The sequence below is a fragment of the Actinomycetota bacterium genome, from assembly GCA_035765775.1.
Lineage (GTDB): Bacteria > Actinomycetota > CADDZG01 > JAHWKV01 > JAOPZY01 > DASTWV01.
Window position 1 is genome coordinate 28,982 of record DASTWV010000040.1, and the last position, 21,866, is coordinate 50,847.

At 71.3% G+C, this 21,866-nt stretch carries 24 protein-coding genes; 9 read left to right on the forward strand and 15 right to left on the reverse strand.

The genetic code is table 11. The features are described from left to right. Positions 1–21: 21 nt before the first annotated feature. The 10 genes from VFW71_08285 to dnaE form a co-directional block, all read right to left on the reverse strand. Positions 22–1,218 (reverse strand): hypothetical protein, encoded by a 1,197-nt coding sequence (locus VFW71_08285; GenBank protein ID HEU5002760.1) that lies wholly within the window; start codon positions 1,216–1,218, stop codon positions 22–24. A 212-nt stretch (positions 1,219–1,430) separates the two neighbouring features. Continuing rightward, a complete protein-coding gene (locus tag VFW71_08290) occupies positions 1,431–2,207 on the reverse strand; it encodes an SDR family oxidoreductase (protein ID HEU5002761.1) in 777 nt (258 codons plus the stop codon). 49 nt (positions 2,208–2,256) lie between these two features. Next, the gene (hisF, locus tag VFW71_08295) at positions 2,257–3,018 is read right to left on the reverse strand and encodes an imidazole glycerol phosphate synthase subunit HisF (protein ID HEU5002762.1); all 762 of its coding nucleotides are present in this window, start codon (positions 3,016–3,018) and stop codon (positions 2,257–2,259) included. 4 nt (positions 3,019–3,022) lie between these two features. Further along, positions 3,023–3,751, reverse strand: coding sequence for a HisA/HisF-related TIM barrel protein (locus VFW71_08300; GenBank protein ID HEU5002763.1), 729 nt, complete (start codon positions 3,749–3,751; stop codon positions 3,023–3,025). An 18-nt stretch (positions 3,752–3,769) separates the two neighbouring features. Next, entirely contained in the window at positions 3,770–4,366 is a 597-nt protein-coding gene (hisH, locus tag VFW71_08305) for an imidazole glycerol phosphate synthase subunit HisH (protein HEU5002764.1), read from the reverse strand. A gap of 25 nt (positions 4,367–4,391) precedes the next feature. Next, entirely contained in the window at positions 4,392–5,003 is a 612-nt protein-coding gene (gene hisB / locus VFW71_08310) for an imidazoleglycerol-phosphate dehydratase HisB (protein HEU5002765.1), read from the reverse strand. Next, positions 5,000–6,082, reverse strand: coding sequence for a histidinol-phosphate transaminase (locus VFW71_08315; protein HEU5002766.1), 1,083 nt, complete (start codon positions 6,080–6,082; stop codon positions 5,000–5,002). Before VFW71_08315 ends, hisB begins: the two co-directional genes overlap by 4 nt. Beyond that, entirely contained in the window at positions 6,079–7,395 is a 1,317-nt protein-coding gene (hisD, locus tag VFW71_08320; GenBank protein ID HEU5002767.1) for a histidinol dehydrogenase, read from the reverse strand. The genes VFW71_08315 and hisD overlap by 4 nt, the downstream gene beginning before the upstream one ends. A 184-nt stretch (positions 7,396–7,579) precedes the next feature. Then, the gene (locus VFW71_08325) at positions 7,580–7,813 is read right to left on the reverse strand and encodes a hypothetical protein (GenBank protein HEU5002768.1); all 234 of its coding nucleotides are present in this window, start codon (positions 7,811–7,813) and stop codon (positions 7,580–7,582) included. 22 nt (positions 7,814–7,835) lie between these two features. Beyond that, complete coding sequence (dnaE, locus tag VFW71_08330; GenBank protein ID HEU5002769.1) at positions 7,836–11,357, reverse strand: DNA polymerase III subunit alpha; 3,522 nt, start codon at positions 11,355–11,357, stop codon at positions 7,836–7,838. 201 nt (positions 11,358–11,558) lie between these two features. On the opposite strand from dnaE, the gene VFW71_08335 reads away from it, so the two are divergent. Further along, positions 11,559–11,900: a helix-turn-helix transcriptional regulator gene (locus VFW71_08335; GenBank protein ID HEU5002770.1), complete on the forward strand. Its 342-nt coding sequence runs from the start codon at positions 11,559–11,561 to the stop codon at positions 11,898–11,900. On the opposite strand, the gene VFW71_08340 is transcribed toward VFW71_08335, so the two are convergent. Together VFW71_08340 and VFW71_08345 are read right to left on the reverse strand one after the other, a co-directional pair. Further along, the gene (locus VFW71_08340; protein HEU5002771.1) at positions 11,872–12,294 is read right to left on the reverse strand and encodes a type II toxin-antitoxin system RelE/ParE family toxin; all 423 of its coding nucleotides are present in this window, start codon (positions 12,292–12,294) and stop codon (positions 11,872–11,874) included. The two genes, VFW71_08335 and VFW71_08340, sit on opposite strands and share 29 nt — an antisense overlap. Positions 12,295–12,299: 5 nt before the next feature. Continuing rightward, positions 12,300–12,881, reverse strand: coding sequence for a hypothetical protein (locus VFW71_08345; protein HEU5002772.1), 582 nt, complete (start codon positions 12,879–12,881; stop codon positions 12,300–12,302). A 136-nt stretch (positions 12,882–13,017) separates the two neighbouring features. Here VFW71_08345 and VFW71_08350 point away from each other — a divergent pair, with 136 nt between their 5' ends. From VFW71_08350 to VFW71_08385, 8 genes are all read left to right on the forward strand, one after another. Then, positions 13,018–14,103: a DUF929 family protein gene (locus VFW71_08350; GenBank protein ID HEU5002773.1), complete on the forward strand. Its 1,086-nt coding sequence runs from the start codon at positions 13,018–13,020 to the stop codon at positions 14,101–14,103. Next, positions 14,096–14,572, forward strand: a complete 477-nt coding sequence (locus VFW71_08355; protein ID HEU5002774.1) for a vitamin K epoxide reductase family protein — start codon at positions 14,096–14,098, stop codon at positions 14,570–14,572. The genes VFW71_08350 and VFW71_08355 overlap by 8 nt, the downstream gene beginning before the upstream one ends. Positions 14,573–14,636: 64 nt before the next feature. Further along, positions 14,637–15,245, forward strand: coding sequence for a hypothetical protein (locus VFW71_08360; protein HEU5002775.1), 609 nt, complete (start codon positions 14,637–14,639; stop codon positions 15,243–15,245). A gap of 87 nt (positions 15,246–15,332) precedes the next feature. Then, positions 15,333–15,902, forward strand: a complete 570-nt coding sequence (locus VFW71_08365; protein HEU5002776.1) for a hypothetical protein — start codon at positions 15,333–15,335, stop codon at positions 15,900–15,902. Between the two features lie 73 nt (positions 15,903–15,975). Further along, positions 15,976–16,923: a zinc ABC transporter substrate-binding protein gene (locus tag VFW71_08370; protein HEU5002777.1), complete on the forward strand. Its 948-nt coding sequence runs from the start codon at positions 15,976–15,978 to the stop codon at positions 16,921–16,923. Then, a complete protein-coding gene (locus VFW71_08375) occupies positions 16,920–17,783 on the forward strand; it encodes a metal ABC transporter ATP-binding protein (GenBank protein ID HEU5002778.1) in 864 nt (287 codons plus the stop codon). Before VFW71_08370 ends, VFW71_08375 begins: the two co-directional genes overlap by 4 nt. Continuing rightward, positions 17,777–18,664, forward strand: a complete 888-nt coding sequence (locus VFW71_08380; GenBank protein HEU5002779.1) for a metal ABC transporter permease — start codon at positions 17,777–17,779, stop codon at positions 18,662–18,664. The genes VFW71_08375 and VFW71_08380 overlap by 7 nt, the downstream gene beginning before the upstream one ends. After that, positions 18,661–19,104 carry a Fur family transcriptional regulator gene (locus VFW71_08385; GenBank protein ID HEU5002780.1) on the forward strand — a complete coding sequence of 148 codons (444 nt, stop codon included), beginning with the start codon at positions 18,661–18,663 and terminating at the stop codon, positions 19,102–19,104. Before VFW71_08380 ends, VFW71_08385 begins: the two co-directional genes overlap by 4 nt. A 75-nt stretch (positions 19,105–19,179) precedes the next feature. Here VFW71_08385 and VFW71_08390 read toward each other — a convergent pair whose 3' ends face one another. From VFW71_08390 to lspA, 3 genes are all read right to left on the reverse strand, one after another. Then, entirely contained in the window at positions 19,180–20,415 is a 1,236-nt protein-coding gene (locus tag VFW71_08390; protein ID HEU5002781.1) for a S53 family peptidase, read from the reverse strand. A gap of 86 nt (positions 20,416–20,501) precedes the next feature. After that, entirely contained in the window at positions 20,502–21,419 is a 918-nt protein-coding gene (locus VFW71_08395; protein HEU5002782.1) for an RluA family pseudouridine synthase, read from the reverse strand. A gap of 4 nt (positions 21,420–21,423) precedes the next feature. Continuing rightward, complete coding sequence (gene lspA / locus VFW71_08400; GenBank protein HEU5002783.1) at positions 21,424–21,846, reverse strand: signal peptidase II; 423 nt, start codon at positions 21,844–21,846, stop codon at positions 21,424–21,426. Positions 21,847–21,866: the final 20 nt, after the last annotated feature.

A 21,866-nucleotide genomic window follows, 5' to 3' on the forward strand; every position in this document is an offset into this window, starting at 1 on the left:
CCATCCCGTCGGCGGGCACGGCTACTCGGCCTCCTCGGGGGGCGTTGCACGGCTCCGGGAGCCCCGGCCGACCAGCAGGGCGGCACCCCCGAAGACCAGGCAGGCCAGGGCCGAGAACACCAGCGGCACGAGGTCGAGCCCGGTGAAGGGCAGGGCGGGCGGCGAGGTCTTGGCGTGCTGCACGCCGAGGACCTGTTCGGGGGCAACCACCACGGGTTCGGCCGGCGGAGCCACCACCGGTTCCGCCTGCGTGGTGAGCACGGGCGGCGGCGGGGTCGGGCAGGGCAGCGAGCTGATCTGGTCGCCCTGGGTGCCCGACACGCCATACAGGTTGCCCATGGCGTCGGCGGTCAGGTAGCCCACCGAGGGCACCCCCTGGCTGCCGATGTCCGAGGTCGCCCCGGTCACCATGTTGACCGTCGCCAGATGCGGGTCGGTGTCCCCCCGGCTGATGGTGGCGTACATGACGCTGTCCACCACCGCGATGCCCCGGACCTCGCCCCGGCCCCCGTCCCGGGCGACCGTGACGTAGTCCATACCGGTCCCGAAGGCGTTGTGCACCACGGCGCCGGTCGCCGGGTCGATCTGCACCAGGAGACTGGTGTTGTCGCCGGCCGCCACCACGCCGTAGAGCGTGTTGCCGGCCAGGTCGAACCCGAGGGCGGCGAGGGCATCGGCTTCCACCGGTCCGGCGGCGCCGTCGATGTGGCCGAACCAGTCCTTGGTGGGCGTCAGCGTGCCGCTGGTGCGGTCGACCACCTCGAGCTGGTCGCCGACCGAGACGAACAGGGTGTCGGTGGCGGTGTCGAGCGCCATGGCGTCGATGGTGAAGTCGCCGACTGCGCCGATCGGCGTCTGGCTGGTGGTCGGGTTGCACGCGAACGAGCTGAAGCCCATGAGCAGGAAGCCGTGGTGGTCGGCGGCCAGGAAGCACTTCCCCGCCCCGGCGCCCTGGCATACCACGCCGTCGTAGTCCTCGCCCTCGACGTTGCCCCCGGGCAGGGCCACGGCGGCGGTCACCGCGCCGGTGGTCTTGGAGATCTGCAGGAAGGCCTGCTCCATCGGGCCCCCGGCGGCCTGCGCCGGGGCGGCGGCGAGGAGAAGCGGTCCGGCGCCCAGGGCGAGGAAGAAGCCGGCAGCGGCGGCGGTACCCACCCAACGTGGGATCCCCCCGGCACCCACCGCCCGCCCCGACAGCAACCCTTCGAACCTGCGCACCGGACCCACCCCCTGACCCTGCATCGGGCCACAGCCACGGCATGCCCGCCCCCAGGCCGCCCCCTGCTGCTTCCCCTTCGTTTGATCACTCACCGTGGTCGGATGACCACAATCCAATCATCGGAGGGGCGGGGAGGTAACTAAATAGTTCTGAGGAATCCCTCACCGAATGTGCGCTGGCGCACGGTGCTCCTGTGCTGCATCACCAGGCTCTAGCGCCGGGTCTCCTGCATGCCCCGGGCGATCTGGGTCACCCACTTGCGCGGGCCCAGCCGCACGCCGAAGGCGAGCACCTTGTTGCGCAGGCCGGGAATCACCACGGGGCGGCCCGCCTGCATGGCGGCGTAGCCCGCCTCGGCCACGGCCCGGGCGCCCATCTTGGGCCCCCGGAACAGCTTGGTGCCCGCCGTCCCCGCCCGGGCGGAGAAACCGGTCACCGTCGGCCCCGGGCACAGGGCGGTGGCGGTGACCCCGGAGCCCGCCAGCTCGTTGGCCAGGGCCTCGGTGAACGACAGCACGTAGGCCTTGGAGGCGTAGTACACCGCCATCAGCGGACCGGGCTGGAAGCCGGCGGTGGAGGCGACATTGAGGATGGCGCCCCGGCCCCGGGCCCGCATGCCGTCGAGGAACAGCCGGGTGAGCACGGTCAGGGCGACAACGTTGAGCTCCAGCATCCCGGCCTGCTCGGCGGCGCCCAGCTCGGCGACGGCCCCTTTGAGCCCGAAGCCGGCGTTGTTGATGAGCAGATCCACCTCGAGGCCCTTCGCCTCGACCACCTTCAGCACGGTCTCGGGGGCCCCGTGCTCGGCGAGGTCGAGCGGGATGACGGTGACGCCGACGCCGTGATCGTGGGCGAGCCGCTCGCCCAGCTCGGTCAGCCGGTCGCCGCTGCGAGCGACCAGGACCAGGTCCCGGTGATCCCGGGCGCACAGCTCGGCGAACTCCTTGCCGATGCCGCTGGAGGCTCCGGTGATCAGCGCTGCCGCCATACCGCCATTAGACCTCAGCCGCGCCTCAGCCGCGCCATTGGCGGCATCTTCAGCGGCGCACAGCGATCCCGTCGGCGGCCATGTGGTCCTTCACCTCGGCCACCCGGAGCTGGCCGAAGTGGAACAGCGAGGCGGCCAGGACGGCGTCGGCGCCTCCGGACAGGACGGCGTCCGAGAAGTGCTGCAGGGTCCCCGCCCCGCCCGAGGCGACCAGCGGGATGGTGATCCCGGCGTTGACCGCCGCCAGCAGCTCGAGGTCGTAGCCGTCCTTGGTCCCGTCCCGGTCCATGGACGTCAGGAGGATCTCGCCCGCCCCCAGCGCCTGCGCCCGGGCGGCCCACTCGACGGCGTCCCGGCCGGTCCCCCGCCGGCCCCCGTGGGTGAAGACCTCCCAGCCGCTCCCGCCCGCCCGCCGGCGGGCGTCGATGGCCACGACGATGCACTGGGCGCCGAACTCCTCGGCCCCCTCCGAGATCAGCTCGGGGCGCTCGACGGCGGCGGTGTTGATCGACACCTTGTCCGCCCCGGCCCGCAGCAGGCGGCGGACATCGTCGATTCCCCGGGCACCGCCGCCCACGGTGAGCGGGATGAAGACGCTCTCGGCGGTGGCGTGGGCCACCTCCAGCATGGTCTCCCGGCCCTCGTGCGACGCCGTGATGTCCAGGAACACCACCTCGTCGGCGCCCTCCCGGTCATAGAAGGCGGCCAGCTCGACGGGGTCGCCGGCGTCCACCAGGTCGACGAACTGCACGCCCTTCACCACCCGCCCGGCGTGCACGTCCAGGCACGGGATGACCCGCTTGGCCAGCACCGGCTCAGGCGCCCTTGGCGGCGGCCGCCAGGGCGTCGGCCAGCGTGACCGCCCCGGAGTACAGGGCCTTGCCCACCACGACGCCCTCCAGCCGGGGGTGGCCGAGGCCCACCAGGGCCTCGATGTCGCCCACCCCGGAGACCCCGCCCGAGGCGATGACCCCCATCCCGGCGTCGAGGACCTCCCGGGTGGCGTCCAGGTTGGGCCCCTCCAGCGTGCCATCCCGGCCGATGTCGGTGAACAGCACCCGGGGCGCCCCCGCCCGGGCGAGCCGGCCGAGCACCTCCCCGGTGGACAGCGCCGAGGACGACTGCCACCCGGCCACCTGCACGGTGCCGCCACGAGCATCCATCGCCGCCACCACCCCGTCGCCGTAGCGGCCGAGGGCAGCGTCCAGGAACTCCTCGTCGATGGCCCGGGTACCGACGCACACCCGGGCGGCCCCGGCATCCAGCCACCGGCCGATGGCCTCCACCGAGCGGATCCCGCCCGCCACCTCCACCGGGATGTCCACCGACCGGAGAATCTGCTCGATCACCGCCGCGTTGGCTGGCTGGCCGCGGATCGCCCCGTCCAGGTCGACGACGTGCAGGAAGGTGGCGCCCCCGTCCTGCCAGGAACGGGCGGTGGCCACCGGATCCTCGCCGTACACCGTGGCGGCAGCGGGATCGCCCCGGAGCAGGCGCACCACCCGGCCCCCGGACAGGTCGATGGCAACGAAGATCGTGAACACTCTCGGTCCCCGGCCCAGCTAGGCCGGGCAGATCGCCCCGAGGGCCGCCCGGAGCAGCGCGAGCCCGTCGTGGCTGGACTTCTCGGGGTGGAACTGCACGCCCACCACGTTGCCGGCGATCACCGCCGAGGCGAAGGGCTGGGCGTAGGTGGTGACCGCGGCGGGCTCGCCCGCAGGGACACAGGCGTAGGAGTGGACGAAGTAGAAATGCTTGCCCTCAAAGGGTTGCAGGAAACCGGTCGTGGACGACACGGTGTTCCAGCCCATGTGCGGGACCTTCACGTCGCCCCGTAGGCGCACCACCGACCCAGCCACGATGCCGAGGCCGGCGGTGTCGCCCTCCTCAGAGTGGTCGAGGAACATCTGCATCCCCATACAGATGCCGAGCAGCGGCCGGCCCGCCCCCGCCCAGTCCTTCACGAAGGCGTCGAGGCCGCCGTGGCGCAGGTTCGCCATCCCGGCGGCGAAGTTGCCCACACCGGGCAGGACCACGAGGTCGGCCCCGCCCAGGGTGTCGGGGTCGGGCGACACGAAGCTCTGCGCGCCCACCTTTTCCAGGGCCTTGGCGACGCTGGCCAGATTGCCCATGCGGTAGTCGACGATCCCGGCTCTCATCTGGCGCTCCGCCAAGGCTCCGCTCTCACAACACCCCCTTGGTCGAGGGGACGGCACCGGCCGCCCGGGGGTCGATCTCCACCGCGATCGCCAGCGCCTTGGCCACCGCCTTGAAGACCCCCTCGACAATGTGGTGCGGGTTGCGCCCGGCCAGCAGCCGCACGTGCAGCGTGATACCGCCGGTGCGGGTGAGGGCCATGAAGAACTCCTCGGTGAGGTCGGGGTCGTAGTTGCCGATCTGCTCGGTGGGCACCGGGGCGTCATAGGCCAGCAGCGGGCGCCCGGAGAGGTCGATCGCCACCAGGATCAGCGCCTCCTCCATCGGCACCGCCGCCCAGCCATAGCGCCGGATGCCCCGCTTGTCGCCCAGCGCCTGGGCCAGGGCCGTGCCGAGCGCGATGCCCACATCCTCCACCGTGTGGTGGGAGTCGACGTGCAGGTCGCCCTCGGCGTGGACGGTGAGGTCCAGGCGGGCGTGGCGGCCGAGCTGGTCCAGCATGTGGTCGAAGAAGCCCACCCCGGTCTCGACGGTGGTCTCCCCGCTGCCGTCGAGGTTCAGCTGCACGGAGATCTTCGTCTCCCGGGTGACCCGGTCGACCGATGCGGTGCGGGGCTCGGGCGGTCCGGTGTCGCTCACCGGAGGGCCTCGGACAGCGCCTGCAGGAAGCGCTCGTCCTGCTCGGCGGTGCCCACCGACACCCGCAGGCAGCCCTCGCACCCCTGGGTGGAGGAGAAGTCCCGGACCAGCACGCCCCGGTCCAGCAGGCGCTGCCACACCGTGGCGGCCTCCACCGCGTCGCAGCGGAACAGGATGAAGTTGGCCCGGCTGGGGAAGGCGGTGATGCCCCGGGTGGTGGACAGCTCGTCCCACAGGCGCCCCCGCTCGTGGCGCATGGTGACCACCGTCGACTCCAGCTCCTCGGCGTGCTCGAGGGCGGTCAGGGCGGCGGCCTGGGTCAGGCTGGACAGGTGGTAGGGCAGCCGCACCTTCAGCACCTCCTGGATCACGGGCGCCTGGGCGATCAGGTAGCCGATCCGGGCGCCCGCCATGCGGAACGCCTTCGAGAAGGTGCGGGCCACCACCAGGTGCTCGTGGTCCTCCACCAGCCGCCAGGCCGACTCGCCGGCGAACTCGGCATAGGCCTCGTCCAGCACCACCAGCCCGGAGGCCGCCGCGGCGATCGCCTCGATGTCCTCCTCGGGGATCAGGGTCCCCGACGGGTTGTTGGGCGAGCACAGGAACACGATGTCGGGGCGGTTGACCCGGATCGCCTCCAGGGAGGTCTCAAGGTCCATCGTGAAGTCGGCGTTGCGCCGGGCCCGGATCAGCCGGGTGCCGGTCACCCGGGTGATGCGCCCGTGCATGTCGTAGGTGGGCTCGAAGGTCATCGCCTTGCGCTCCGCCCCGCCGAAGGCCAGCACCAGCTGCTGGATGATCTCGTTGGAGCCGTTGGCCACCCAGACCTGCTCGGTCAGCGTGCCGACATGGGCGGCGAGGGCCTCGCGCAGGTCCCGGAAATCCCGGTCCGGGTACCGGTTGAGCCCCAGGGCGCCCACCCGGCGGGCGAGGTCCTCCATCACCGCCGCTGGGGCCGGGTAGGGGCTCTCGTTGGTGTTCAGGCGCACGGCGACGTCCAGCTGCGGTGCCCCGTAGGGCACCAGGTCGGCGAGGTCGGGGCGCGAGGCCAGGCGCTCGGCCAGCTCCCGGTCGCTCACTGCAGCTCCCCTTGGGCCTCGGTGGCCCCTTGGACCCCGTCGGCCCCGGCGCCGGAGAAGCGGGCCTCGACGGCGCGGGCGTGGTTGGGCAGCCGCTCGGCGGTGGCGAAGACATTCAGGTGGCCGCGGGCAGCGCTCAACGCCGCCTCGTTGCCGACGATGAGGGCGCTGGCCCGCTGGAAGTGGGCGGTGCGCAGGCCGGAGGCGAAACGGGCCGACGCCGCGGTGGGTAGGACATGGTTGCTCCCCGCCAGGTAGTCGCCCAGCGACACCGGCGCCCACGGCCCGACGAAGATCGCCCCGGCGTTGCGCAGGGTCAGGGCGGCCTCCTCGGCGCCCTCGAAGAGCAGCTCGATGTGCTCGGGGGCGAAGCGCTCGGCGGCCTCGATGCCTTGGGCCTGGTCGGCCACCAGCACCGCGCAGCACCCGTCGTCCAGGATGCCCAGCAGCTCGCGGCTGGCCCCGATGCGCGTGACCACTGCGTCGAGGGCCGCCTCCACCCGGGCGGGGAGGTCGGGGTCCCACGTGATCAGCGGGAAAGCGCCCAGCGGGCCGTGCTCGGCCTGGGCCACCAGGTCGGCGGCGATGATGTCCGAGTCCTGCCCGGGGCCGGCCACGATGGCGATCTCGCTCGGCCCGGCCACCGAGTCGATGGCGATGGTGCCCGAGACCTCCCGCTTGGCGAGGGCGACGTACAGGTTGCCCGGCCCCACGATCACCTCGACCGCCGGGATCGACTCGGTGCCGTAGGCCATGGCGGCCACCGCCTGCGCCCCGCCCACCTTGTAGACCTCGGTGACGCCGGCCAGGTGGGCAGCCGCCAGGGTGGGGGCGGGCACCGAACCGTCGGCGGCGGGCGGCGTGCAGAGCGCCACCTCGGGCACCCCGGCGACGGCGGCGGGCACGGCGGACATCAGCACCGACGAGGGGTACGCCGCCCGGCCCCCGGGCACGTAGATGCCCGCCCGGGCCAGCGGCTGGATGGTCTCCCCCAGCAGCGCCCCACCGATGGTGGCCTGCCAGGGCGTGAGCGCCTGGTGTTCGGCGAAGGCCCGGATGCGGTCGGCGGCCTCCTGCATGGCGGCCATGAGGTCCGCCGGGGCATCGGCGGCGGCTGCCTTGATCTCCGCCTCCGGCACCCGGAGGGACTCCAGGCGGGCACCGTCGAAGCGTTCGGTGAACTCGAGCACGGCGGCGTCGCCCCGCTCCCGGACGGCGTCCATGATGGCGCGCACGGCCTCCACCGGCTCGGCACCGGCAGGCGGGCGGGGGATGGGGGCCGAGGGGTCGGCCCGGAGATCGATGCGCCGCATGGAGGCCTGAAGTGTACCCGTGACCGTGAGGGCGACCGATACGCCCGCACGGGAGCGGAGCGGGAGGCGGAGCAACTGGGGGACATCCGTCCCGCTGCGTGGGACGAAAGTCCCCCTCTTCCGATGAGCTCCTTCGGCCCCACCCGTTCTCGGCTTGAACCGCCGCCGAGCGGGCACCTGCGGGCTACACGCCGGGCGCGATCTCGCCGCACGCCCGGCAGACCACCGAGCCCAGCATCATGGACAGCCGGCTGCTGCCGCATTTCTGGCAGTGGTCCGAGCGTTGGTGCCAGGCCGGGTCGGCAGCCTGGCACTCCGGGCAGAGCAGCACCTGCTCCCCGCCGGTGACGAGGCGGGCCCAGGGCGACTTTCCCTTGGCGGGATCGGTCTGGTTCTTGCCGCATTGCACGCAGGGCATGCGTCCAGCGTACCGGTGGGGCTCAGACCAGCAGTGCCTCCGACCCCAGCACGCTGCGGATCTCGGCGTACAGCCCGTTGCGCTGCTCGACGCAGAAGTCGCCGCCCAGGCGCAGCACGGTCACCTTGTCCCGGCCCCCCAGGTGCAGCAGCACCGGCGACGGCCCCGGGTGCGCCGCCAGCACGCCCTTCAGGACCTCGATGCGGTCCGGGGTGCAGTCGGCCACCGACATCTTGATCCGGAGCGGGCTGTTGGCCGCCGATAAGTCCACCGACGAGACCCGGAGGACGATCAGCTTCTGGGCGTCGTCCCGGGCGTCCACCCGGCCCTTGAACAGCAGCGGGCGGTCCACCACCAGCAGTTCCTCGGGGGTCTCGTTGACCGCCGAGGGGAACAGCACGACCTCGATGGAGCCCTTCATGTCTTCGAGGGTGCCCACCATCATCAGCTCGCCCTTCTTGGTGAACTTGCGGTCGAGCTTGGAGAGGATGCCGCCCACCACCTTGATGGTGCCGTCGGGAACGTCGGCCAGGTCGGCGATCTCGGCGTCGGCCTGGTAGCGCAGAGCGGATGCCAGCCCGGACAGCGGGTGCTGGGAGACGTAGAACCCGAGCATCTCCTTCTCGGCCGCCAGCAGTTCATTGCTCGGGAGGCTGCCGGGCACCAGCACCTCCTCGAGCGAGATGTAGACCACCGGGCCGGTGTCGCCCTCGGGCGGCGGGTCCCCCCCACCGAACAGCGAGAACTGCCCGGCATCCTCCGAGCGCCGGTTGGCCATGGTGGACTCCACCGCCCGCTGGGCCTGCTCCGAGAGGCACAGCCCACCCTTGGGGTCCCGGGCGAGGAGGGCGGAGCGCTCGACCCCCAGGTGGTCGAAGGCCCCCGCCTGGGCCAGGGACTCGATGACCTTCTTGTTCAGCACCGTGGTGGGCACCCGCTTGCAGAAGTCGTGGAAGGTCCGGAACCCGCCCACCGAGGCCCGGGCGCCGACGATCGCCTCGGCCACCGACTCCCCCACGTTGCGGATCGCCGAGAGGCCGAAGAGAATCTCGGAGCCCTTGGGGGTGAAGTCGAGCTGCGAGGAGTTGACGTCGGGCGGCAGCACGGTGATGCCGAGGTTGAGGCACTCCCCCAGGTAGGCCCGCATCCGGTCGGTGTTGGCCTTCACCGAGGTCAGCAGTGCCGCCATGTACTCCACCGGGTAGTGCGACTTCAGCCAGGCGGTCTGGTAGGCGACGATGGCGTACCCGTTGGCGTGCGCCCGGTTGAACGAGTAGCCGGCGAAGGGCAGGATCAGCTCCCAGAGCTGGTCGGTCTGGCTGGCGGTCAGCCCGGAGGCCTGGCAGCCGGTGGCGAAGCGGGCCTTGGCCTGCATCATCACCTCGGTCTTCTTCTTGCCGATGGCGTAGCGCACCATGTCGGCTTCCTCGGGGGCGAAGCCGCCGACCACCTGCAGGATCTCGGTGACCTGTTCCTGGTAGACGATGACCCCGTAGGTGTCGTACAGCACCTGTTCCAGCTTCGGGTGCAGGTAGGTCACCGATGACCGGTCGTGCTTCGAGCGGACGTAGCGGGGGATCTCGTCCATGGGCCCCGGGCGGTAGAGGGCGATGAGGGCGGCGATCTCTTCGAAGCGGTCCGGGTGGAGCTGGCGCAGCAGCCGGGTCATGCCACCGGATTCCATCTGGAAGATGCCGGGCGAGCTGCCCCGCTGCAGGAGCTCGTAGACCAGGGGGTCGTCGAGCGGCGCCCCATCAACGTCGGCGATCTCGCCTTTGTTGGCCTTGATGTGGGCGAGGCCGTCCTCGATCACGGTCAGGTTGCGCAGGCCGAGGAAGTCCATCTTCAACAGGCCGAGCTGCTCGACGACCTGCTGCTCGTACTGGGTGACGACTTCGGCGTCGGTGCGCTGCAGGGGCACATGGCCGACCAGTGCCTCCCGGCCGATCACCACCCCGGCGGCGTGGATCGAGTGCTGCCGGCGCAGGCCCTCGAGCTTGCGGGCGGCGTCGATCACCTGCCGGGAGATCTGGTCCTCCTCGTAGGTCTTCCGCAGGTCGCCGGCGTTGGCGTAGGCATCGTTGCGGCCGGTGGAGCGGGGCCACTCCATCGCCGAGTCGAAACAGGCGGCGAACGGCGGGTCCTTGCCCAGGATGGCCGGCGGGTACATCTTGGCCAGCCGGTCGCCTACCGAGTAGGGCAGCCCGAGCACCCGGGCGGCGTCCCGCATGGCCTGGCGGGCCTTGATGGTGGAGAAGGTGATGATCTGGGCGACCCGGTCCTCGCCGTAGCGCTCGGTGACGTAGCGGATGACCTCGCCCCGCCGGCGCTCGTCGAAGTCGATGTCGATGTCGGGCATCTGCTTGCGGCCGGGGTTGAGGAAGCGCTCGAAGCCCAGGTTGAACCGGATGGGGTCCAGCTCGGTGATGCCGAGGGCGTAGGCCACCAGCGACCCGCCCGCCGAGCCCCGGCCCGGCCCCACCCGGATGCCGTGGCGCTTGGCCCAGGAGACGAAGTCGGCCACGATGAGGAAGTAACCGGGGAAACCCATCTGCTCGATGACGTTCAGCTCGTGGCGCATCCGGTCGGTGATCTGGGGCGTCACGTCTGCGTAGCGCCGCCGGACCCCGGCCTCGGTCTCCTTGTAGAGGAAGGAGGCCAGGGTTTCGCCCTCGGGGACCTCGAAGTCCGGCACCAGGGCGTTGTGCAGCGGGATCTCCATGGCGCACCGCTCGGCCACCATGAGGGTGTTCTCGACCGCCTCCGGGTACTCCGGGAAGGCGGCGTCCATCTCCGCCCGGTTCTTCAGGTAGAACTGGTCGGTGTCGAAGCGCAGGCGCTGGGTATCGCTCAACTCCTTGCCGGTCTGGATGCACAGCAGGACGTCGTGGGCGCCGGCGTCGTCCTTGTGGGTGTAGTGCGAGTCGTTGGTGGCCACCAGCGGGATGTGCATCTCCCGCCCGATGGCGGCCAGCTGCTCGTTGAGCGGCGGCTGCTGGGCGAGGCCCTGGTACTGGATCTCGAGGAAGTAGCGGTCGCCGAAGATCTCCCGGTACTCGGCCACCACCCGGCGGGCGTCGTCCGGCTTGCCGGCCACCAGGTTCTTCTGCACCTCGCCCGACAGGCAGCCGGACAGGACGATGACCCCCTCGGAGTGCGCCCCGAGCAGCTCCCGGTCCATCCGGGGCCGCCGCGAGCGGGGGTCGTAGCCCTCCAGGAAGGCCAGCGAGGACAGCTTCATGAGGTTGCGGTAGCCCGTGAGGTTGGCGGACAGCATGGTCAGGTGGTGGTAGGCGGTCTCCCGGTGAGCGGGCCGGTCGAAGCGGCTCTTGGGGGCCACGTAGGCCTCGACGCCGATGATGGGCTTGACCCCGGTGGCCCGGCCCTCGAGGTAGAACGGGATGGCCCCGTACATCACGCCGTGGTCGGTGAGCCCCAGCGCCGGCATGCCCATCTCCTTGGCCCGGGCGAACATCTGGGGGATGCGGCTGGCCCCGTCCAGCATCGAATACTCGGAATGGGAATGCAGATGGACAAAGCTCACGCGGCGACCTTTCTCCTCCGGCGCTCCGCCGAGGCTCCGCTTGACCCGGCCCTCCCTATGAGGGGGGCCCGAGAGCGGGAAAACTTACACTGATGTAACTCGAACGGCCGGATTCTAGACCCCGCGCCGCCCGCCTTCAAGGGGCCCTGCGATTTGCTGGCGTATCATTGATGATACGGTGACAGCATGAGAGGCGGCCCGGTGGGTGAAGCAACGGGAGCGGAGCGGTATTTCGCCGGACGGATGCTCGACCCTGCCTACGCGTCTGCCTATGAAGAGGCCCGAGCCCGGGTCTCCTTCATCGACGGCCTCATGGGTGAACTGGACCGTGAACGGCGCCGGAGCAATCTGAGCAAAGCCGAGCTCGCCCGCCGGGCCGGGCTCCGCCCCGAAGCGGTGCGCCGGATTTTCTCGAAGACACCTGCCAACCCGACCCTGGCGACGATCTATGCCCTGGCGAAGGCGTTGGACTCGGAACTGAAGCTAGTGACCCCCAAGCCGACCGTCGACCCATCTACGGAAGAACCGATCGACGTTTACTGAACTCGGTGGCCAGCTGGCGAATTCTCCTGTATTCACGCTGGCTAGCCGCCTCTCGACGGCGCTTCTGCAGTCCGCCGAGAACGATGATGGAAGAACCTCCGAGGTCGGCGGCGTCGCGCTCAAGAATGCAGAAGAGTCGGAAGTTCGTATCCCCAGCGCCAATGCGGATCTCGTAGAGGCCCGCCATATCGCCATGCATGGCCTCCCATTTGCCGCCACCCGAGAAGCTCGGGGGCGGGGCCTGTGCCACAGCATCCAGGACGGCATGGAATTCGGCGGCGACCTTGCGGGGCAATGCGTCAAGGAAAGCCCGTGCCGGCACAGATTGGGCAGCATCGTCGGCGACATGCCGCCGAAAGAAATGGATTCGCCAGGACGGGGTGGTGCTAGGCACTCTAATCAGCCCTCATCGTCAATGGCAAGGCTTCGAAGAAACTGGCACATTCTCTCAATATCCGAAAGCGGAACGCGGGCGGGCAATTGTAGATACGCAACATCCCCGGCCTTGAGCGGGAAGGGATAGGTGAGCAGTCTTAGGGTGGACGGTGAGCGATCCGCCGGCTCGAAATCATGGGCGACACCAACTTCCTGGCTAATCTCGGTCGGCTTGTTGCTCGCCGATCGTTTGCTGGTCGAACGTCGCACACCTGCGTTTCTTGGCTTCAGGCCAGTAGGATTAGATAAATAATCGATGTACATCGACATAGAGTCTCGGAAGCGTTGGCCATACGTTCGGAGGCTTTCAGGCTTGTAACGTCCGCCTTTCGCGTTAGCGAACCGCTGTACCTGCTGTTCGACGTCGATCGAGAGCAGATCCGTACTCAGCCAGTCGTCTCCTTCGAGCGAGAGGACCGCCTGGGACGCCGAACGCCAAGCATCTGCCGTCCGCCCCGGCATGAGACCTTTCTCCTTCACGTACGTGAGGAATTCAATCAGACCTGCGGCCTGGCCAGACATGATGTCATCCACGGGCTCCTCCATCTCTCTCATTCTACCGCCAAGAATGATATCACAGACAATCTGTCATCTAACTGGAGCAATACGTCGTCAGGGGGCGCGAGACGTGCCGCCTAAGGATGGGGCGGGGATCCGGGGAGCGGCTGCGTAGAATGCCCCGATGACCGATGCGCCGGAACCTGGGAACACCTCCTCCGGGCCGGCATCCCCCAGCCCGGCCCCCAAACCGGCAGCCCAAGCCCACAAGCCCGCCCCGAAGCCCCGCAAGCCGGGCAGCGGGCAGCACCGCAAGAAGGTGGTCGAGGATCCCGCCATCGCCGAGCGGGCCGCCGCGGCCAAGGCCGCTGCCCTCGCCCGGCGCCAGGCCGAGGCTGAGACCGCCGCCAAGGCCCGGGCGGCCGCCCTCCGCCGGGCCAAGCGGCGCCGGGCGGGCTGGGTGAGCGGCGTGGCGATCGCCGTCGTCCTGATCGCCGTGGCGGTGCTGGTGGTGATCCGGGTCTCCCACAAGCCCTCCGACCCCTTCGGCAAGGGGACCTCGGCTGCCGACCCGACCGTCGTCTCGCAGATCACCTCCATCCCCAAGGGCGTCCTCGACCAGGTGGCTGACGGCGGCATCACGCCCCAGTTCAACCTCCCGGCGGGCAAGCCGGCCGCCCTGACCCTCAGCAACCTGCCCCGGGTCGTGTATGTCGGCGCCCTCTACTGCCCGTTCTGCGCCACCGAGCGTTGGCCGATGATCGGCGCCCTGGCGCGCTTCGGCTCTTTCACCGGACTCAAGTTCCAGGTCTCGGCCAGCGCCGGGGAGGCGTTCAAGGACATCCACACCTTCGACTTCTCGGGGGTGACCTACACCAGCCAGTACCTGGCCTTCACACCCAAGGAGACCGAGGACCGGGCGCACAAGACCATCGCCCAGATGGACTCCACCGAGGCGCTGCTGTTCTCGACCTACGACTCGCCGCCGACGCTGCCCCAGGGCTCGAGCGCGACGACCATCCCGTTCATCGACCTGGGCAACAAGTGGGTGCTCAGCGGGGCCAGCTTCCCGGCCAACCTGGTGGTGGGCAAGTCCTGGCGGCAACTGGCGAGCGCGGCGGCAACCGGTTCGGGCGTCGGCCAGCAGATCGACGGCACCATCAACTGGCTGACCGCCGCCCTGTGCACCCTCACCCAGGGGCAACCGGCGTCGGTGTGCTCCGATCCGATGGTGACCACCCTCCAGGCCCGGCTGCCGGTCGGTGGCTGAGGAGGGCCGGCCACAGGTCAGTGTCCCGCGGTGGATCCTGGTCGGCGCCCCGGTCCTGTGCCTCGCCGGGCTGGGGGCGGCCGGGTACCTGACCCTCGCCCATTACACGACGGCGGTGCCGCTCGCCTGCCCCGAGACCGGGATCATCAACTGCACGGCGGTGACGACCAGCCCGCAGTCGGCCATCCTCGGCGTCCCGGTGGCCCTCCTGGGACTCCTGTACTTCCTCGCCGTGACCCCGCTGCACGCCCCGACCGCCTGGCGGAGCCCCTCGGCCGGGATCCGGGCGGCCCGGGTCGGTGCAGCGGTTGCCGGCATCCTCATGGTGCTCTACCTGGTCTACACGGAGCTGTTCACCCTAGACACCATCTGCCTGTGGTGCACCGCGGTGCACGTCATTACCTTCCTATTGTTCGCAGTCACGCTCATCGGCACCACCCAAAGCCTCTCGGAGCCTGCCAGCGCATGAGGAAAATCGTGACTAGCGAGACTCCCCCGTTGAGCCTGCCTCGCCCGATGCCGATAAACAGTCCATGCCCTCATCTTGGGTCCCGGACGATGGCGCTGCCGAGGACGTGCTCGACCGCATCGCCGCGCCTACCCCCGCCTGGCGGCGACGCCTTGCGGGGGCCGTCGGCGATGTGGTCGCGCTGCTGTCGTTCTGGCTCCTGGCCGGCCTGGGACTCCCGACCGCACTGGCGTTGCTCACGGCCGGGGCAGGGTGCACCGGAGCTGTCGGCGGCATCGCGCTTGCCGCCGGCCGCTACCGGCGCCGGCGGAGCTTGAAGCCGGGCGAGCTGGCGACGGCGTTCGCCTGGCTGGACCCCGCCGAGCTCCAGGGGGTGTCGGACCAGGCGGACATTGCGGAGCCGGACGATCCGCTGACCGGCTCGCTCTCGGTGCGCTGGGACGCCCTGGCCTGGGTGCCGAGCCCCCGCTCGGTGGCCCGGGGGGCGCCGGAGCTGGCCTGGGACTGGGAGCTGATCGCCCGGATCGAGAAGGCCCGCTGGACCTACGCCGTCCCCCGCCACGCCCTGGCCGTGCGCCTGCGCGACGGGCGCGACGTCGTGTTCCTGGTGCGGGACCCGGGGGCGGCCGAGGACCGGATCGCCGCGGCCGGAGTCCCGGTCGGCTCCGTCTGACCGTTTGTTCGGGGCCGTTATCCGGCCCTTTCACCGTCCCCCGATCCATCCCTTTATCCGGGGCCCGCTCCTGCCGATGACTAACCCATGACGGGTGCGGGCTCGGCTGCCCGGGACGCGCTGGATCGGATCCGCTCCTCGAGCGCACGCCAGACCCGGCTGTTCGCCCTCGGGGTGGTGGTGGCCACCCAGTTCGCCTTCGCCTGGCGGTTTGCCCGGCTGAGCCCCGGGGGAGCTCTCCTGTACGTGGGCGGCCTGTGGGCGGCGGTGCTGCTGGCCGACCAGGCGATCCGCAGCCGGCGCCGCCGGCGCCTCGCCGTGCTGGAGCCGGGCGAGCTGGCCTCGGCCCCCGCCAACCTCCGCTCCGCCGAGCTCCAGCGGTTGCTGCCCGACGTGGCGGCGGACCCCCACGAGTACACCCTGTTCGGCACGCTGTCGGTGCGCCCCGAGGGCCTGGCGTGGGTGCCCCTGGTGGTGGGGACCCCAGAGCTGGCATGGCGGTGGGACGAGATCGGCCGGGTGGACTGGGCCCGCTACACCTGGGTGCCGGCCAAGGACGCGTTTGCCGTCGTCCTCCGGTCCGGCGCGGACGTGGTGTTCCTGCTGGACGACGCCCGGGCGGTGCAGCGGGCGGCCCGGCCGTTCGTCGTGGCGTAAGCCGTTGCCCGACGGGCGTCCAAGCCCCCGCTAGGCCGTGGCGGATGAGAACGGTTCTTGTTATCATTCCGGCATGCGCACCTGGGTGCCCCTCGGCCTCCTCATCGCCCTGCTGGCGGCGGCCTGCGGCAGCGCCGCCACCCCGGCGACCGCCGACGGCGGCACCACGGCGGGCGCCCCGGGCGCCCCGGGTGCCCCGCCCACCGTGCTCAGCGTCGTGGCGGCGGAGAACTTCTGGGGCAGCCTGGTCAGCCAGCTCGCCGGGAGGGCCGGGCACGTGACCTCGATTGTGAGCGATCCCAACGCCGACCCGCACAGCTACGAGTCCAGCGCCGCCGACGCCCGGGCCTTCGCCACCGCCGACTATGTCGTCGAGAACGGCGCCGGCTACGACGCCTGGGCGGACCGGCTCCTGTCGGGCAACCCCAGCCCGCACCGGAAGGTGCTCAACGTCGCCACCCTGCTGGGGCGCAAGCCGGGCGACAACCCCCATTTCTGGTACGACCCCGCTGCGGTGCCGGCGGTCATCGCCCGGATGGAGGCCGACCTCGTGGCCCTCGCCCCCCGCGACGCCGCCTACCTGGCGGCCCAGCAGCACGCCCTGACCCGGGCATTCGCCCCCGAGCGGGCGACGCTCAGTGAGATCAAGTCTCAGTTTGCCGGGACCCCCATCGCAGCCACCGAGAGCATCGTCGTCCCGCTGGCCACCGCCCTGGGCCTCGACGTCGTGTCGCCGCCCCAGTTCATGAACGCGGTCTCGGAGGGCAACGACCCGCCGGCCCCCTCGGTCACCACCTTCCAGCAGCAGGTGACCGGGAGGCAGGGCCGGGTGCTCGTCTACAACCAGCAGACCGCCACCCAGGTCACCACCACGATCAAGAACCTCGCCGGGCGCACCGGCATCCCGCTCGTCGCGGTCACCGAGACCATCCAACCGCCGGGAACGCCGTTCCAGGTGTGGTTCGGCAAGGAGCTGTCCGCCCTGGAGGGTGGCCTGCAGAAGGCGAGCCCGGCGCCGTGACCGTCGTCTCCGCCCGGGACCTGGCTGCCGCGTACGGCCGCCGCACGGTGTGGGAGGGCGCCACCTTCGACCTCGAGCCCGGCGCCTTTGTCGGGGTGCTCGGCCCCAATGGGGCCGGCAAATCCACACTGTTCCGCTTGCTGCTCGGCCTGCTGCGCCCGGCGCACGGCTCCCTGACGGTGCTGGGCGAGGTCCCCCACCGGGGCGATCCCGCCATCGGCTACGTGCCGCAGCGCCGGCCGGTGGACGCCGAGGTCCGCCTCCGGGGCAGCGAGTTCGTCAAGCTGGGCCTTACCGGGCACCGCTGGGGCATCGGCGGCCCCCGGAGCCGGCGGGAGGCGGCCGCCGAGGTCGCCGGCGCCCTCGCCACCGCCGGGGCCACCGCCTACGGCGACCGGGCGATGGGGTCGCTGTCGGGCGGCGAGCTGCAGCGCCTGACCCTGGCCCAGGCGATCGCCAGCCACCCGAAGCTGCTGCTGCTCGACGAGCCCTTCTCCAACCTCGACCTGCGCAACCAGGTGGCCGGGGCGCAGCTGTTCGCCCGCCTCGCCGCCGAGCGCGGGATCGCCGTGCTGCTCATCGCCCACGACGTCAACCCGTTGCTGCCGCTGCTCGACCAGGTGATGTACGTCGCCCGGGGCCAGATCACCCTCGGGCCGCCCGACGAGGTGATCACCTCCGCCCGCCTCTCCGCCCTGTACGAGACCCAGGTCGAAGTCCTGCGGGACAGCCGGGGCCGGCTGTTCGTGGTGGGCCTCGAGGAGGAGGCGTCGCACCCGCATGCCCACGACGACGACTGCCACGAGCACGGCGCCGGCCACCCGACGGGCGCTCAGGAAGGGTCGCTGGAGCTGTGCTGACCGCCGGGCTCACCGCCGTGGTCTCCCCGCACCCAGGCTGGAACGTCGTCGCCGACCTCCGGGACCTGCTCAGCTACCCCTTCATGCGCCACGCCTTCGTGGCCGGGACGATCGTGGCGGTGGTAGCCGGCGTGGTGGGGTACGTGGTCGTGCTGCGCCAGTCGGCGTTCGCCGCCCACGCGCTGTCCGAGATCGGCTTCGCCGGGGCATCGGGGGCGGTGGCCTACGGGCTGAACCCGGTCGCCGGCCTGCTGGCGATGAGCCTGGTGGGGGCGGGGGCGATCGGCGTGCTGGGCAAGCGCCTGCGGGGCCGGGACGCGGCCATCGGCATCGTGCTGGCGTTCTCCGTCGGGCTCGGCTCCTACTTCCTCACCATCTACAAGGGCAACGCCAGCGGGGCCTTCGCCCTGCTGTTCGGGGAGATCCTGGGCATCAGCGTGGGCGACATCTGGATCATCGCCGTGGCCGGGGCGGTGGTGCTCCTGGCACTGGCCGCGGTGTACCGCCCGCTGCTGTTCGCCTCGCTGGACGAGGACGTCGCCGAAGCCCGGGGCGTGCCCGTCCGGGCGCTCTCGGTCATCTTCCTGCTCGTGCTGGCGGTGGCGGTCACCGCGGCCGTGCAGGTGGTGGGGGTGCTGCTGATCTTCGGGCTCCTGGTCACCCCGGGGGCCATCGCCGAGCGGGTCACCCGGACCCCGGCCGCCGGGATGGCCCTGTGCGTCGGGCTGTCGCTGGCGTTCATCTGGGCCGGCCTGGCGGTGACCTACTACAGCAGCTTCCCGGTCGGGTTCCTGGTGACCGCCCTGGCGTTCGCCGCCTACCTGGTGGTGCGCATCGGCGGAGCGCTGCGCTCGAGCCCTATGCTGGTGAGCAGCCCGTGATCCAGCCGCCCCAAGCCCTGCACGACGCCGTGGCCCTCCGCCTGGCCCGCCTGGACCAGCGCTACACCCGCCCGCGGCAGGCCCTGGTGGACACCCTCGCCGGGGCCGGACGGCCCCTCACCATCCCGGAGGTCCTGGCCGCCTGCCCCGAGCTCCCGCAGAGCAGCGCCTACCGCAACATGACCGCGCTGATCGAGGCGGGCATCGTCCGGCGGGTGGCCGGCACCGACGACCACGGCCGCTTCGAGCTGGCCGAGGAGCTGTCCGGCCACCACCACCACCTGGTGTGCGCCACCTGCGGCAAGGTGGACGACGTCGCCCCCAGCCCCCGCCTGGAGCGGGCGCTGGCCGAGGCGGCCCGGGCGGCGGCCGAGGAGCAGGGGTACGCGGTTACCGACCACCGCTTCGATCTCGTGGGGGTCTGCCCCGCCTGCCGCTAGGCGCATGGGCGCACCCGCACCCGGGCGCGGCGGGGGCCGGGTCGCCCCGGCCCCCGCGTCACTGCCAGTTCGGTGCTAGAAGGCGCCCGTCCCGTTCGGCGTGCCGAGCCCGGTCGGGCCGTCCCAGCCGGCGCCGGCGGTGCACAGGGCGTTGCCGCAGCTGCCGTTGGTCCCGCTGGTGACGTCGTTGAGGTTGGCGGACGTGCCGTGCAGGTAGGGGTACGAGCTGTTGGTCACCGAGGCGGTGTTGCCCGCCAGGGCGTACACGCCGGCGACGAGCGGCGAAGCCAGGCTCGTCCCGCCCACGAGGATCCAGCCGCCGTAGCCGTAGGTGTCGTACACCGCCGCCCCGGTGTTTGGGTTGGCATCGGCGGAGACGTCGGCGGTCGCCCGCATGGCGCACACCGCGGTCAGGGTGCTCACCGCCGCCTGCCAGGTCGGCTGGGATTCGCCCTTGCTGCACCCGCTGCCGCCGCTGTTCCAGGCCGACTCGACCCAGCCCCGGGCGTTGGTCGACGTCTGGAGGGTCGTGCCGCCGACCGCAGTGACGTAGGGCGAGGACGACGGGTACTCGATCTGGAAGCCGGTGTCGCCGGTGCTGGCCGTGATGGCCACGCCGGGGTGGTTGTAGTACGAGTCATAGGCCGACTCCCCGGCACCGTCGTTGCCGCCGTAGCTGTTGGAGATCGACTTGGCGCCCAGGCTGGCAGCGGTGTTCTCCGCGTTGCCCAGGTCGGTGAAGGACGCCGAGTAGGCCTCGACGAGGACGAGGCTGCACTTCGGGCACACCGCCGACGCGGCATCCAGGTCGAGCGACTCCTCGAGCCCCCAGCCGCTGTTGCCGGACGGGCCCCGCCCGAACCGGGTCATCTTGACCTTCTTGAAGCAGCCGTTGGCCGTCGTGCACGGCGGCAAGCCTTCCGTCGAGCGGTAGGTGGCCAGGTTGGACTCGGCGTAGGGGTTGTCGTAGGCGTCCACCAGAGCGATCGTGCCGCCGTTGGTGGCCGCCGCCGCCGTCAGGTTGTACGCCGACTGGAACTGCGTGGGGCCGTAGCCCACGGGGTTGGCGTTGGTCAGCGGCGCTCCGTGGCCATCCACGATGACCCGGGCGGTGCAACTTGCCTCTCCCGGACCCGGGTCGCTGCACACCCGGGCGCTGGCCAGGCCGGCCAACCCGGGGGGGAGGATCGGGGCGGGGGTCGATGACGGGGGCTGGGCACCAGCAAACGGGGCGAACAGCAGTGTACCAACCAGCGTAGCTGTTGCCCCGATAACGATCAGGGTGGCCGGCCGGAAGCGATGCGTCTTCATCGGGATGCTGCCTCCTTCTGGCGAGTGCGATGCGACCGATTAAGCGTTCGACCCGACAGCATGGCTGCCGGCCACATGAGCACTCCTTAATTCGGCACGCTCCGGAGGTCACTTAAGGCCCTTCTTAGATCCTCGGGGAGAGGATCGATCGCCTCGATCCGGATCCCGGTCACCGGGTGTACGAACTCTAGGCGGAGGGCGTGGAGGAAGGGCCGGTGCAGCCCGAGGGCGCGGGCAAGCCCGGCCGCGGCCCGGCCATAGGTCGTGTCGCCGACGACCGGGTGCTGGATGTGCGCCAGGTGCACCCGGATCTGGTGCGTGCGGCCGGTATGCAGGTGGACCTCGAGGAGCGAGGCGGGCGCCGGCCGCTCGAAGCGCTCCGAGACCGTGAACTCGGTCACCGCTTCCCGGCCCCCAGGCGCCACCGCCATCCTGGTCCGGTCACGCTGCGACCGGCCCACCGGGGCTTCGATGCGCCCGGCCGGCATCCCGAAGACCCCGGCGACGAGGGCCTGGTACGTGCGGGCGATCTTGCGGGCCTGCATGGCGGCAACCAGGCCCCGGTAGGCGTCGTCGGTCTTCGCCACCACCAGCAAGCCGGAGGTGTCCTTGTCGAGGCGGTGCACGATGCCCGGCCGGCTCCCCCCCGCCGCCGGGGCCAGCGCCATGACCCGGGCGAGAGCGTCCACCAGCGTGGGCCCCCGGGTGCCGGGGGCGGGGTGCACGACGACCCCGGCGGGCTTGGCGACGATGGCCAGGTGGTCGTCCTCGACCACGATCCGGTACTCGGCGTCGGGTCCCTCGACGGTGCGCTCAGGCAGCGCCTCAGCCTCGATCACCTCACCGGCCACCAGGCGGTGGGACTTCGCCGCCGGGCCCCCTTCCCGCGTCACCCTGCCCGCCTCGACCATGTCCTGCACCTCCCTGCGGGACCACCCGCCGGCACCGGCCAGCCAGGCGTCCAGGCGGGCTCCGGCGGCATCGTCGGGCACCACGAAGCGCACGGCCCTACCGCCGCCGGAGCTCGAGGAGCAGCAGCAAGCCGACCCCCACCACGATGGAGCTGTCGGCCAGGTTGAACGTGGGCCAGTAGCGGAAGTGAATGAAGTCCACCACCCGGCCCTGCAGGTGCCCGGGGGCCCGGACCACCCGGTCGATGAGGTTGCCGAGCCCCCCGCCGGCCACCAGCCCCAGCGGGACCGGCGCCTGGGAACTGCGCAGCCCGAGGACCAGGACCGCCCCGACGATCAGCGCGGTGAGGGCCAGGAACAGCACCGGCGAGTTCGGGAACAAGCCGAAGGCACCGCCCGGGTTGCGGGTGAGCTGGAGGTCCAGGAGGGTGCCGAGGATGCGCATCGGGCGCCCGGAGGCCAGGAGGCGAACGGCAAGCGCCTTGCTTATCTGGTCATAGGCCACCGTGAGGGCGACCATGCCAGCCAGCAGCGCTCTTG

Coding starts and splice junctions, on each gene's coding strand:
- VFW71_08365 (HEU5002776.1), top strand. CDS start 15,333: ATGACGGGTGCGGGCTCGGCTGCCCGGGACGCGCTGGATCGGATCCGC.
- VFW71_08325 (HEU5002768.1), bottom strand. CDS start 7,813: ATGCCCTGCGTGCAATGCGGCAAGAACCAGACCGATCCCGCCAAGGGA.
- VFW71_08290 (HEU5002761.1), bottom strand. CDS start 2,207: ATGGCGGCAGCGCTGATCACCGGAGCCTCCAGCGGCATCGGCAAGGAG.
- VFW71_08360 (HEU5002775.1), top strand. CDS start 14,637: ATGCCCTCATCTTGGGTCCCGGACGATGGCGCTGCCGAGGACGTGCTC.
- lspA (HEU5002783.1), bottom strand. CDS start 21,846: ATGGTCGCCCTCACGGTGGCCTATGACCAGATAAGCAAGGCGCTTGCC.
- hisD (HEU5002767.1), bottom strand. CDS start 7,395: ATGCGGCGCATCGATCTCCGGGCCGACCCCTCGGCCCCCATCCCCCGC.
- VFW71_08345 (HEU5002772.1), bottom strand. CDS start 12,881: ATGGAGGAGCCCGTGGATGACATCATGTCTGGCCAGGCCGCAGGTCTG.
- VFW71_08390 (HEU5002781.1), bottom strand. CDS start 20,415: ATGAAGACGCATCGCTTCCGGCCGGCCACCCTGATCGTTATCGGGGCA.
- VFW71_08370 (HEU5002777.1), top strand. CDS start 15,976: ATGCGCACCTGGGTGCCCCTCGGCCTCCTCATCGCCCTGCTGGCGGCG.
- VFW71_08350 (HEU5002773.1), top strand. CDS start 13,018: ATGACCGATGCGCCGGAACCTGGGAACACCTCCTCCGGGCCGGCATCC.
- hisH (HEU5002764.1), bottom strand. CDS start 4,366: ATGAGAGCCGGGATCGTCGACTACCGCATGGGCAATCTGGCCAGCGTC.